General features: G+C 66.5%; 10 protein-coding genes and 1 pseudogene. 10 read left to right on the top strand and 1 reads right to left on the bottom strand.

Annotated elements, in window-relative coordinates; genetic code table 11:
- The 8 genes and pseudogenes from AWB95_RS02315 to AWB95_RS02350 all read left to right on the top strand — a co-directional run.
- Window positions 1-122 (top strand): annotated as a pseudogene (locus AWB95_RS02315) (thioredoxin family protein); the annotation flags it as partial.
- Window positions 123-467: 345 nt separating this feature from the next.
- On the top strand, window positions 468-1,196 hold the full coding sequence (locus AWB95_RS02320; RefSeq protein ID WP_062538601.1) for an MgtC/SapB family protein: 729 nt from the start codon (window positions 468-470) through the stop codon (window positions 1,194-1,196).
- 76 nt (window positions 1,197-1,272) lie between these two features.
- Complete coding sequence (locus AWB95_RS02325) at window positions 1,273-2,121, top strand: sterol desaturase family protein (protein WP_099539805.1); 849 nt, start codon at window positions 1,273-1,275, stop codon at window positions 2,119-2,121.
- Between the two features lie 142 nt (window positions 2,122-2,263).
- Window positions 2,264-2,857, top strand: coding sequence for a LysM peptidoglycan-binding domain-containing protein (locus tag AWB95_RS02330; RefSeq protein ID WP_139818447.1), 594 nt, complete (start codon window positions 2,264-2,266; stop codon window positions 2,855-2,857).
- Between the two features lie 110 nt (window positions 2,858-2,967).
- Entirely contained in the window at window positions 2,968-3,681 is a 714-nt protein-coding gene (locus tag AWB95_RS02335) for an Rv1815 family serine proteinase (protein WP_062539203.1), read from the top strand.
- A 64-nt stretch (window positions 3,682-3,745) separates the two neighbouring features.
- Complete coding sequence (locus tag AWB95_RS02340) at window positions 3,746-4,426, top strand: TetR/AcrR family transcriptional regulator (protein ID WP_085167581.1); 681 nt, start codon at window positions 3,746-3,748, stop codon at window positions 4,424-4,426.
- A gap of 104 nt (window positions 4,427-4,530) precedes the next feature.
- Window positions 4,531-5,031: a VOC family protein gene (locus AWB95_RS02345; RefSeq protein WP_062541625.1), complete on the top strand. Its 501-nt coding sequence runs from the start codon at window positions 4,531-4,533 to the stop codon at window positions 5,029-5,031.
- Complete coding sequence (locus AWB95_RS02350) at window positions 5,028-6,494, top strand: FAD-binding protein (RefSeq protein WP_085167583.1); 1,467 nt, start codon at window positions 5,028-5,030, stop codon at window positions 6,492-6,494. The genes AWB95_RS02345 and AWB95_RS02350 overlap by 4 nt, the downstream gene beginning before the upstream one ends.
- A 53-nt stretch (window positions 6,495-6,547) precedes the next feature.
- On the opposite strand, the gene AWB95_RS02355 is transcribed toward AWB95_RS02350, so the two are convergent.
- On the bottom strand, window positions 6,548-8,461 hold the full coding sequence (locus AWB95_RS02355) for an ABC transporter ATP-binding protein/permease (RefSeq protein WP_062540355.1): 1,914 nt from the start codon (window positions 8,459-8,461) through the stop codon (window positions 6,548-6,550).
- A 65-nt stretch (window positions 8,462-8,526) separates the two neighbouring features.
- On the opposite strand from AWB95_RS02355, the gene AWB95_RS02360 reads away from it, so the two are divergent.
- Window positions 8,527-10,167 carry an acetolactate synthase gene (locus AWB95_RS02360; protein ID WP_085167585.1) on the top strand — a complete coding sequence of 547 codons (1,641 nt, stop codon included), beginning with the start codon at window positions 8,527-8,529 and terminating at the stop codon, window positions 10,165-10,167.
- A 103-nt stretch (window positions 10,168-10,270) separates the two neighbouring features.
- Entirely contained in the window at window positions 10,271-12,595 is a 2,325-nt protein-coding gene (secA2, locus tag AWB95_RS02365) for an accessory Sec system translocase SecA2 (protein WP_062540580.1), read from the top strand.
- Window positions 12,596-12,642: the final 47 nt, after the last annotated feature.

Raw genomic sequence — 12,642 nt, forward strand, 5'->3', positions numbered from 1 at the left:
CGACTTTCGCAACCGACGTGTTGAAAAGTAATACGCCTGTGCTGGTTGATTTTTGGGCCACCTGGTGCGGCCCGTGCAAGATGGTGGCGCCCGTGCTCGCCGAAATCGCCGCCGAAAAAGCCGGGCATCACGGGCACACGACCCGGCGATCAATCCAACCACGACGACCCATATAACCCGAGCGACGGTGCGGGACGTCACCCTCGGTTACCGCTACGAACGGGTCAAGCGTGCACCGTGGTGGTTAATCCGCCGTTAACCCAGGCATGATGCTTGCTGCAGGCTTAACCCATTGAATGCTGAAAGTGCCTCGAATCAGCGACAATTCGTTCAGCCGCCACTCCCAGAGGAACAGAGGGGCAGGCATTACCCGTGGCTGGGAAGCTCCGATACGGAGCCACGCTGTTCGGTCGTCATCGAAGTCGTCCACACTAGAGCAGGACGGTCGACACGACGGGAGTCATGCAATGCAGACGCTGAGCATCGCCGATTTCGCGCTGCGGCTGGCCGTGGGCGTGGGCTGCGGCGCGCTGATCGGGCTCGAACGCCAGTGGCGGGCGCGGATGGCGGGCTTGCGGACCAATGCACTGGTGGCCACCGGATCAACCTTGTTCGTGCTCTACGCCGTCGCCACCAACGACACCAGCCCCACCCGGGTCGCGTCCTACGTGGTGTCGGGTGTCGGCTTCCTCGGCGGCGGCGTCATCCTGCGTCACGGATTCAACGTGCAGGGCCTCAATACCGCTGCGACGCTGTGGTGTTCGGCGGCGGTGGGTGTGCTTGCCGCTGCCGGGCACTTGTTGTTCGCCCTGATCGCCACCGGAACCATCGTCGGCATCCATCTGCTGGGGCGCCCGCTCGGACACCTGATCGACCGCGACAACGTCGTCGAACAAGACGAAGACCAGCAGCCGTATCAGCTTCAGCTGGTCTGTCGCCGCAAGTCGGAGAAGTATGCGCGCGCCCAGATCGTGCAGCGAACCAGCAGCAATGATCTCACCCTGCGCGGAATTCACACCGGGCGTGCCGCCGACGACAACATCACGCTGACCGCTTACCTGTTGGCCGACGGACACGCGCCGGCCCGGCTTGAGCAGCTTGTCGCCGAGCTGTCGCTGCAGCCGGGCGTCTACGCGGTGCACTGGTATGCCGGCGACCAGAGTGAGCCCATGCCGCCTGCGGCGCAATCGAATTAGGGGCCGACCCACTCCGAGGCATACAGTGTGGACTGTGACTGCGATCGCGGATTTCCTGTCCGTGCTGCCGGAGCAGATGCGCGACCCGGTGTTGTTCGCAATTCCGTTTTTCCTGTTCCTGCTGATTCTCGAGTGGACCGCGGCGCGCAAACTCGAGCAAATCGAGCGGGCGGACAGACCCGCGTCGGGCGCCTACCTCACCCGCGATTCGTGGGCGAGCATCTCGATGGGGCTGGTGTCGGTGGCCACCACCGCCGGATGGAAGTTTGTGGCCCTGCTCGGCTATGCCGCCATCTACGCGTATGTTGCGCCCTGGCACTTGTCGGCAACCCGCTGGTATACCTGGGCGATCGCGATCCTCGGGGTCGACCTGCTGTATTACTGCTATCACCGAATCGCCCACCGGGTCCGGCTGATCTGGGCCACGCACCAGGCGCACCACTCCAGCCAGTACTTCAACTTCGCCACCGCGCTTCGCCAGAAGTGGAACAACAGCGGTGAGATCCTGATGTGGATTCCCTTGCCGCTCTTGGGAATTCCGCCTTGGATGGTGTTCGCCAGCTTTTCGGTCAACCTGATCTACCAGTTCTGGGTGCACACCGAGCGAATCGACCGGATGTGGCGGCCCTTCGAATTCGTGTTCAACACTCCGTCGCACCATCGGGTGCATCACGGAATGGACCCGGAATACCTGGACAGGAACTACGGCGGGATCCTGATCATCTGGGACCGGCTCTTCGGCAGCTTCCAGGCGGAGACGTTCCGCCCGCACTACGGACTGACCAAGCAAGTCGACACGTTCAACATCTGGAAGCTGCAGACCCACGAATATTTCGCGATCGCCCGCGATTTCCGGTCAGCGACCAGGTTGCGCGATCGACTGGGTTATGTCGTCGGGCCACCGGGCTGGGAGCCGGCGCGTTAACCGCGCGTTAGGCCAATGGTTCCGATTGCGGCGAGCCGAAACCGCCCGTTGCAAAAGCAAGATCAGTAAGCTCTGGCACGTCGTGCACGCGACGAGGCCCGGCCGAACCTCGGCCGGACCGCGACGACGAGAAGGGAATGCTGTGGGAGATACGCTCACCGAAGGACAAAAGCTCGTTAAGGGAGAATCGCTCACTTCGAACAACGGTGCCTACACGCTGACCTTGCAAGACGACGGCAACCTGGTGCTGGCGTCGCGCGGCAAGGCGATCTGGTCAACGGGTACCAACGGCCAGGACGTGGTGCGCGCCGAGGTGCAGCGAGACGGCAACTTCGTTGTCTACACCGCCGACAAGCCGGTGTGGGCCAGCAACACCAAGGGCAAGAAGAACGTCAAGCTCGTTCTGCAGGACGACCGCAACCTGGTGCTGTACGCCGGCGACCAAGCGGCCTGGTCGACCAAGACCGAGACCGACGCGCCGCCGCCACCGGAACCCGAAGCCGCCCAGGTGACACCAGCCGCCGAAGAGCCCACCCCCGCCCCGGCGCCGGAACCCGAGCCCGCCCCGGAGCCCGAGCCGGCTGCGCGGACCTACACCGTGGAATCCGGCGACACGCTGTGGGCCATCGCCGAGCGCTTCTACGGCGACGGCAGCAAATACCAGGCGATCGCCGACGCCAGCGGGATCTCCAACCCCGACCTGATCCAGCCTGGACAGGTGCTGACCATTCCCTGACCGCAGCCGGCGGCGAGCGCGGCGATTTTCCCGACGGGACGAGCCGCCGCGCCGTCCGGCGCTAACGTTTGAAAGCGTTGCGTCGATAACCTCACCAGCCGGTCGGCACCATGCCGGCCCCCGACGGATCGGAGTCGACGGTGCGCCGCCAGCCACTGCGCGCGTTTGTCGCGATGATCGCCGCCGCTGTGCCGGCGGCTGGATTGCCGCCGATGGTGGCCAGCGCCGAGCCAGTGTCGGTATTCCCCGGGATGGAGATCCACCAGGGCAATCATCTGTGCACGCTGGGCTATGTCGACCCGGCCTACCACATCGCGTTCACCGCCGGGCACTGCCGAGGCGACGGTCCGGTGACCGACAAGGACAACAACGTCATCGGCAGCCTCGCGACATACCGCGACAACACGCCCAACGGCTCGACGGTGGCCACCGACCAGCAAATTGCCGATTACGAGTCGATTGTGCTGGCCGGCGATGTCACAGCGAACAACGTGCTGCCGGGCGGGCGCCCCTTACAGTCCGATCCCGGCCTGACCGTCAAGCCCGGCGACGCGGTCTGCCATTTCGGCGTGGTCACCGGCGAAAGCTGCGGAACCGTCGAAAGCGTCAACAACGGCTGGTTCACCATGGGCAACGGTGTGGTCAGCCAGAAGGGCGATTCGGGCGGACCCGTGTACATCAGCGGCGCCGGTCCCGCCCGGATGGTCGGGATTTTCAACAGCACCTGGGGTGATCTGCCCGCGGCGGTGTCCTGGCGGGTCACATCGCAGCAGGTGCTTGAGGACGTCGGGGGACAGCCGGGAGCGCCGAGCTCACCCGCGTAAGCGTCCGCTACCGGGATGCCAAGAACACAAGAGCACTGATCTCTGCCGTGTCAGACTTGGCCCGATGAGCACACGGCGCGAGTCGCGCGAGCGGATCGAGACGCAGATCATCGAGCTTGGCCGTCGCCACTTGGTGGACCGGGGTGCGGCCGGGTTGTCGCTGCGTGCGATCGCCCGCGAGCTGGGCATGGTGTCCTCGGGGGTGTATCGATATGTGTCGAGCCGCGACCAGTTGCTGGCACTGCTGATGGCCGACGCCCGTTCCGATCTCGCCGACGCCGTGGACCGGGCCCGCGACGCGATGCCCGAGCTGTGGGGCGACGACGTCATAGCGATTGCACACGCCGCCCGCGGCTGGGCCATTGCCCACCCGGCCAGCTGGGCATTGCTGTACGGCAGCCCGCCGCCCGGCCGCGCCGCGCCGGCGGAGGACACCGCGCCGGGCAGCCGGGTGGTCGGCGCATTGCTCGACGCCGTCGCGGCCGGCATCACCACCGGCGACATCGTTTTGACGAATAACCTTGCGCCGCAGCCGATGTCGACTGATTTCGAAAGGTTGCGCCATCAGTTCGGTTTTCCGGGCGACGATTCAGTCGTCGCCAAGTGCCTGGTGATCTGGGCCGGGGTGGTCGGCGCGATCAGCCTGGAGGTGTTCGGGCAGTACGGCGCAACCAGGCTGACCGACCCGCAGGCGGTATTCGACGCGCAGGTGCGGCTGTTGGTCGGGCTGCTCACCCAACATTGAACGACCCGAATTAGAACGTGTTCAGCCCGCCGTGGCAGCGCCGTTGGCAGCCGCGTGTGGCAACATCTTTCTGCCGGGGCGGCGCTGGGCTATCCTGCGAGGCGATGAGCCTTTCCGTCGAGTCGCCGGTGCAGATCGCCTGGGTGACGCACGACCTGGACGCCACCGAAAACGCTCTCACCGGCCTGTTAGGTGTCAAGAAGTGGATCCGGATGCCCGAGGTGCACTTTGCGCCTGACACCTGCAGCTACTACGGCAAGCCTGCCGACTTCGTCGCCAGCATTTCGCTTAGCTATCTCGGCGACATGCAGCTGGAGCTGATTCAGCCGGTCCGCGGCCCTAACATCTATAGTGACTTTCTGCGGGACTGCGGGCCCGGTCTGCACCACATCTGCGTCGAGGCGGACAACGCGGAACGCTTTGCCGCGATGGTGGCCGCGGCAGCCGAACACGGCGCGACCGTGGCGCAGCAGGGCGTGATGCCGGGCGGTATGCGATTCGCCTATGTGTCTGCCCCGCACGCCGGTGTGCCGTTCATCGAGATCGCGCACATCGGTGACGAGGTCCGGCAGTTTTTCAACTACATCAAACAGGAGCAGCGGTGAGCACCCAGATACCTGCAACGGTCAACGCGGACGAGGTGTCGTCGTGGTCGGATGACGTCGACGTGGTGGTGATCGGCTTCGGCATCGCGGGGGGCTGCGCAGCGGTCAGCGCCGCGGCCGCCGGCGCGCGGGTGCTGGTGCTGGAGCGGGCCGCGGCGGCCGGCGGCACCACCGCCATGGCCGGCGGCCACTTCTACCTCGGCGGCGGAACCGCGGTGCAGCAGGCGACGGGCCACGCCGATTCACCGGAGGAGATGTACAAGTATCTGGTCGCGGTGTCGCGCGAACCCGACCACGAGAAGATCCGCGCCTACTGCGACGGCAGCGTCGAGCACTTCAATTGGCTGGAGGACTTGGGTTTTCAGTTCGAGCGCAGCTATTACCCGGAGAAGGCGGTGATCCAGCCCAACACCGAGGGGCTGATGTACACGGGCAACGAAAAGGTGTGGCCGTTCAAGGATCAGGCGGTTCCGGCCCCGCGCGGCCACAAGGTCCCGGTGCCCGGCGACACCGAAGGGGCCAAGCTGGTGATCGACCTGCTGCTCAAGCGAGCCGAAAACCTCGGCGTGCAGATCCGTTACGAAACCGGTGCGACGGGGTTGGTGGTGGACTCGTCGGGCGCGGTGACCGGGGTGACCTGGAAGCACTTCGCAGAAACCGGTGCCGTGCAGGCGAAGTCGGTGATCATCGCCGCGGGCGGGTTTGTGATGAACCCAGACATGGTGGCGACCTACACACCGAAGCTGGCCGAGAAACCGTTCGTGCTGGGCAATACGTACGACGACGGGCTCGGTATCCGGTTGGGGGTATCGGCCGGCGGCGCCACGGCGCATATGGATCAGATCTTCATCACCGCCCCCGCGTATCCGCCGTCGATCCTGCTGACCGGGATCATCGTCAACCAGTTGGGCAAGCGGTTCGTCGCCGAAGACTCCTACCATTCGCGCACTTCGGGTTTCGTGATGGACCAACCGGACAGCGCGGCGTTCCTGATCGTCGACGAGGCGCACTTGGAGCGTCCCCAGGTGCCGCTGGTCCCGCTGATCGACGGCTGGGAGACGGTGCCGGAAATGGAGGCCGCGCTTGGGATCCCGGCGGGCAACCTGGTGGCGACGTTGGATCGCTACAACGAGTTCGCGGCCCGCGGCGAGGACCCCGACTTTCACAAGCAGCCGGAATTCCTTGCGCCGCAAGACAAAGGGCCCTGGGGGGCGTTCGACCTGTCGCTGGGCAAGGCGATGTATGCCGGGTTCACCCTCGGCGGGCTGGCCACCTCGGTGGACGGTGAGGTGCTGCGCGAGGACGGCACCGTCGTACCCGGGCTTTACGCGGTCGGGGCGTGCGCGTCCAACATCGCCCAGGACGGCAAGGGATACGCCAGCGGCACGCAATTGGGCGAGGGATCATTCTTCGGCCGCCGCGCCGGCGCGCACGCAGCAACGTCCCTGCGCGAGCAGACGTAAAGTGGCCTTATTTCTCGGCGTGTCGGGAGACTTTGCGTCTGTTCGCCAAACGACTACACCCGAACCGGTTCTTCCTCGACCCGGCTGAGCCGCCACCGGCCCTCGCCGAGGAGCTGCAGCCGACGGTCGTGATGCGGCTCGACCGTGCTGCGATGGCTGACGCTGACCACGATCGTGTCCGGTAATTCGTTGCGCAGCAACTGATACATCGCCAACTCGAGGCCCTCGTCCATCGCCGAGGTGGCCTCGTCGAGGAATACCGCCTTGGGTTTGGTCAACAGCACCCGGGCGAAAGCGACCCGCTGCTGCTCGCCGGGCGAAAGCACCTTCACCCAATCCTGTTCCTCGTCGAGGCGGTCGACGAGATGTGGCAGCACGACTCTGACCAACATGTCGCGCAGCGCGTCGTCGGGAATCTCACCGGACGACGCCGGGTACGACACCACGGCACGCAGATCACCCAGCGGCACATAAGGCAACTGGGACAGAAACATCGTCTCGTTCGGGGCAGCCGGTCGCCGCAACGTGCCCGACGCGTACGGCCACAGCTCGGCAAGGCTGCGCAACAGGGTGGTCTTGCCGCTGCCCGAGGGTCCGGTGATCACCAACGCGTCGCCGACCGACAGGTGCACGTCCAGAGATTCGATGAGCTGGTCGCCGTCAGGGGTGCGCACCTCGACGCCTTCGATGTCGACGTCGCCGTCGGCGCTTGCGGTGGTGAAGATCTCGGGAAGCTCGCGGGCTTTCTCGTCGGCCTCGACCAGCCCGTTGAGCCGGATGATCGCGGCACGATAGCTGGCGAATTGGTCATAGGCGTTGCGGAAGAACGACAGGCCGTCGTGAATGCTCTCGAAAGCGATCACCGACTGCGTTACGTCGCCGAACTTGATCTGCCCGGAGAACAACCGCGGCGCCTGCACTAACCAGGGCAGCGGAACGATCGCCTGGCTCACCGACAAATTCCACCCGGAGAACCCGATCGTCCTGTTCACGAATCGCAGGTAGTTGTCGATGATCGGCCGGAACCGCTCCAATAGCTGCACCCGTTCGGCCGGCTCGCCCCGGTAGAAGCCGACGGCTTCGGCGGCGTCGCGCACACGCACCAGCGCGTAGCGAAATGCGGCGTTGGTGAGCTCGTTGCGGAAACTGAGCCAGATCAGCGGCCGGCCGATCCAGAAAGCAATGATCGTGACCACGAAGACATAGAGGATGACGATCCAGAACAACGCTTTGGGAATGCTAAAACCCGACACGGTCAGCGTGCCGGATAGATTCCACAAAATGGCGGTGAACGAATACACCGACAGCAGTGAATTGACGGCACCGAACAGCAGCACACTGCCGGTGCCATTGGACGGCACGTTGGGTGTGGCGCCCACACCGGTGGTGAACACGTCGATGTCTTGCTGGATGCGCTGGTCCGGGTTGTCGATGGTGGAATCGATGAACCGGCCGCGGTAATACGACCGTCCGGTCAGCCAGTCACCGGTGAGCCGCTCGGTCAGCCAGACCCGCCACGAAACGATGAAGCGTTGCGTCAGGTAGATGTCGAGCATCACCCGCATCACATGTAGCACCGCCATGATGCTGAAGATCAGCAGCGACATCCAAAAGCCATGCACACCAGATTGTTTCACCGCTTCATTGCCGGTCGCTATGCCCTGCACGGCGGTCTGTACCGACGAATAGAGATCATTGGACTGGTAACTGAACAACACAGTGAGGCGCACCGCGATGACAACCGACAACAGCAGCACGCCGAGCATGAGCCACACCGGGAGGCTGTGCCGGCCGGTGAAATAGCCGCCGCTGATCCGCCAGAATTGGTGGCCCCAGGGCGTGACGAACCGCAGCACCACGAGCACCGCGACGACGCACACTGCGGTGATCACCCACGCCAGGGCTACCCACGACAACGAATCCACCAGGGCATGGCCCCAATCGATGGACGGTTTGAACAGCTCCACTGCGCCTACCTCTTGCCGACGAAACTTTTCCGCGAAGCTACCGCAACCGCCGTTAGGCTCGCCGGATGAGCACCGAAGCCCCGAGCGCCACGCTGCACGCCGGGCAGCTGATCGCGCGCCGACTGAAAGCCAGCGGCATCGACACGATATTCACCTTGTCCGGTGGCCATTTGTTCTCGATCTACGACGGCTGCCGCAGCGAAGGTATCCGGCTGATCGACACCCGCCACGAGCAGACCGCCGCTTTCGCCGCGGAAGGCTGGTCGAAGGTGACGCGGCTGCCGGGTGTGGCGGCGCTGACCGCCGGCCCGGGCGTCACCAACGGGATGAGCGCGATGGCCGCCGCGCAACAGAACTCGTCGCCGCTGCTGGTGCTCGGCGGCCGGGCGCCGGCGCTGCGGTGGGGCATGGGATCGCTGCAGGAGATCGACCACGTCCCGTTCGTGGCGCCGCTGGCCCGGTTCGCGGCCACTGCGCAGTCGGCCGACGCGGTGTGCGGGCTCGTCGACGAGGCGCTGCGGGCCACGGTGTCTGCGCCGTCGGGGGTGGCGTTCGTCGATTTCCCGATGGACCACGTGTTTTCCGTCGCCGAGGACGATGGCGCCCCCGGTGCGCTGACCACGCTGCCGTCGGCGCCGGCGCCCGACGGCGACGCCCTCGACCGGGCCGCGAGCCTGCTGGCCGGCGCGCGGCGGCCGGTGATCATGGCCGGCACCAACGTGTGGTGGGGCCATGCGGAAGCCGCGCTGCTGCGTCTGGTCGAGCAGTGCCGTATCCCCGTGCTGATGAACGGGATGGCGCGCGGAACTGTACCCGCCGATCACCCGATGGCGTTCTCTCGGGCACGTTCAAAAGCGTTGCGGGAGGCCGACGTTGCCGTGGTGCTCGGGGTGCCGATGGATTTCCGACTCGGTTTCGGCGGGGTGTTCGGGCCGGACACGCAGCTGATCGTGGCCGACCGCCTCGAGCCCGAGCGCGGCCATCCGCGCCCGATCGCGGCCGGGCTCTACGGCGACCTGTCGGCGATCCTGCCGGCGCTGAGCACAACGACGGGCACTACTCACGACGACTGGATCGCCGAGCTCCGGTCGGCCGAGACCGCGGCCCGCGACGCCGAAAAGGCCGAGCTGGTCGACGACCGGGCCCCGCTGCACCCGATGCGGGTGTACGCCGAGCTGGCCCCGCTGCTGGACCGCGACGCGATCGTCGTCGTCGACGCCGGCGACTTCGGGTCCTACGCCGGCCGGGTGATCGACAGCTACGTTCCCGGCGCCTGGCTCGACAGCGGCCCGTTCGGCTGCCTGGGATCCGGGCCCGGCTACGCGCTGGCTGCCAAGCTGGCCCGGCCCGACCGCCAGGTGGTGCTGCTGCAGGGCGACGGCGCGTTCGGGTTTTCCGGCATGGAATGGGACACGCTGGTCCGCCACGGCGTGCAGGTGGTCTCGGTGATCGGCAACAACGGCATCTGGGCGCTGGAGAAGCACCCGATGGAAGCGCTGTACGGCTATTCGGTGGTCGCCGAGCTGCGGCCGGGCACCCGCTACGACGAGGTGGTGCGCGCGCTGGGCGGCCACGGCGAGCTGGTGTCGGCACCCGCCGAGCTTCGGCCCGCGCTCGAGCGGGCGTTCGGCAGCGGGCTGCCCGCCGTCGTCAACGTGCTGACCGACCCGGCTGTGGCCTACCCCCGCCGATCGAATTTGGCGTAAAGGCTGCCGCCCCTCCGCCGCGAGCGTGCGCAGATCCGGTGATGAGGCCGGCGTGTCGCCCGGCGACACGCACGCTCGCGCCAGGCGTGAGTACCGTTGTGCTGTGCCGAAGACCACCAGCGCCAAACCAGGTCGGCTGAGCAGCAGGTTCTGGCAACTGCTCGGCGCCAGCACGGAGAAGAACCAAACCCGTTCCCTCTCCGAGGTGAAAGCGTCGGCCGAATACGACGAGAAGGCCGCCGCCCTCGACGACGAGCAGCTGCGCAAGGCCGCCGGCCTGCTCAAGCTCGACGACCTCGCCGAAGCCAAGGACATCCCGCAGTTCCTGGCCATCGCCCGCGAAGCCGCCGAGCGGTCCACCGGGCTGCGGCCATTCGACGTGCAGCTGCTCGGCGCGCTGCGCATGCTGGCCGGCGACGTGATCGAAATGGCCACCGGCGAGGGCAAAACCCTGGCGGGGGCGATCGCTGCGGCCGGCTATGCGCTGGCCGGCCGCAGCGTGCACGTCGTCACGATCAACGACTACCTGGCCCGACGCGATGCCGAGTGGATGGGCCCACTGATCGAGGCGCTCGGTTTGACGGTCGGCTGGATCACCGCCGAGTCGACGGCCGAGGAGCGGCGCGCCGCCTACCAGTGCGACGTCACCTACGCCTCGGTCAACGAGATCGGCTTCGACGTGCTGCGCGACCAGCTGGTCACCGACGTCGCCGATCTGGTGTCGCCCAACCCGGACGTGGCGCTGATCGACGAGGCCGACTCGGTGCTGGTCGACGAGGCGCTGGTGCCGCTGGTGCTGGCCGGCACCACGCACCGGGAAACCCCACGGCTGGAGATCATCCGGCTGGTCGGCGAGCTGCATCCGGGCAAGCATTACGAGACCGACGCCGAGGGCCGCAACGTGCATCTGACCGAGGACGGCGCGCGCTACGTCGAGGCCAAGCTCGGCGGCATCGACCTGTACTCCGAAGAGCACGTCGGCACCACGCTCACCGAGGTCAACGTCGCCCTGCACGCGCATGTGCTGCTGCAGCGCGACGTGCACTACATCGTGCGTGACGACGCCGTTCACCTGATCAACGCCTCCCGCGGCCGCATCGCGCAGCTGCAGCGCTGGCCGGACGGGCTACAGGCCGCGGTCGAGGCCAAGGAAGGCATCGAGACCACCGAAACCGGTGAGGTGCTGGACACCATCACCGTGCAGGCCCTGATCAACCGGTACGAGACGGTGTGCGGCATGACCGGTACCGCGCTGGCCGCCGGCGAACAGTTGCGCCAGTTCTACAAGCTCGGTGTGTCGCCAATCCCGCCCAACACCCCCAACATTCGTGAAGACGAGGCCGACCGCGTGTACATCACTGCGGCGGCCAAGAACGACGCGATCATCGCGCACATCATCGAGGTGCACGAGACCGGCCAGCCGGTGCTGGTCGGCACCCGCGACGTCGCCGAATCCGAGGAGCTGCACGAGCGGCTGCTGCGACGTGGCGTCCCCGCGGTCGTGCTCAACGCGAAAAACGACGCCGAAGAAGCCCGGATCATCGCCGAGGCCGGCAAGCTCGGCGCGGTGACGGTGTCGACCCAAATGGCCGGGCGCGGCACCGACATCCGCCTCGGTGGCTCCGACGAAGCCGACCACGACAAGGTCGCCGACCTGGGCGGGCTGCACGTCATCGGCACCGGACGACACAACACCGAACGGCTGGACAACCAGCTGCGTGGGCGCGCCGGGCGCCAGGGCGACCCGGGTTCGACGGTGTTCTTCTCCAGCTGGGAAGACGACGTCGTCGCCGCCAACCTCGAGCAGGGCAAGCTGCCGACCCAGACCGACGACGACGGGCGCATCATCAGCCCCAAGGCGGCCGGGCTGCTGGACCACGCCCAGCGCGTCGCCGAGGGCCGGATGCTCGACGTGCACGCCAACACGTGGCGCTACAACCAGTTGATCGCCCAGCAGCGCGCCATCATCGTCGAACGCCGAAACACGTTGCTGTCCACCGCAACCGCGCGCGAAGAGCTCGCCGAGCTGGCGCCCAAACGCTACGAAGAGCTGGCGAAAACCCTCTCCGAAGAACAACTGGAGAAGATCTGCCGGCTGATCATGCTCTATCACCTCGACCGCGGCTGGGCCGACCATCTGGCCTATCTGGCCGACATCAGGGAGAGCATCCACCTGCGGGCGCTGGGCCGGCAGAACCCGCTCGACGAGTTTCACCGGATGGCGGTCGACGCGTTCGCGTCGCTGGCCGCCGACGCGATCGAAGCCGCCCAGCAGACCTTCGAAACCTCCCCGGCGATCGAGGAGGAGCCCGGCGTGGACCTGTCCAAGCTGGCGCGGCCGACGTCGACGTGGACCTACATGGTGCACGACAACCCGCTGGCCGACGACACGCTTTCCGCGCTGAGCCTGCCCGGGGTGTTCCGCTAGCGGCGATCGCAAGTGCGGCGGAGCCGGGCGCAGCGGGTCGCCGCCGT

This window comes from Mycobacterium celatum (genome assembly GCF_002101595.1).
Classification (GTDB): Bacteria; Actinomycetota; Actinomycetes; order Mycobacteriales; family Mycobacteriaceae; genus Mycobacterium; species Mycobacterium celatum.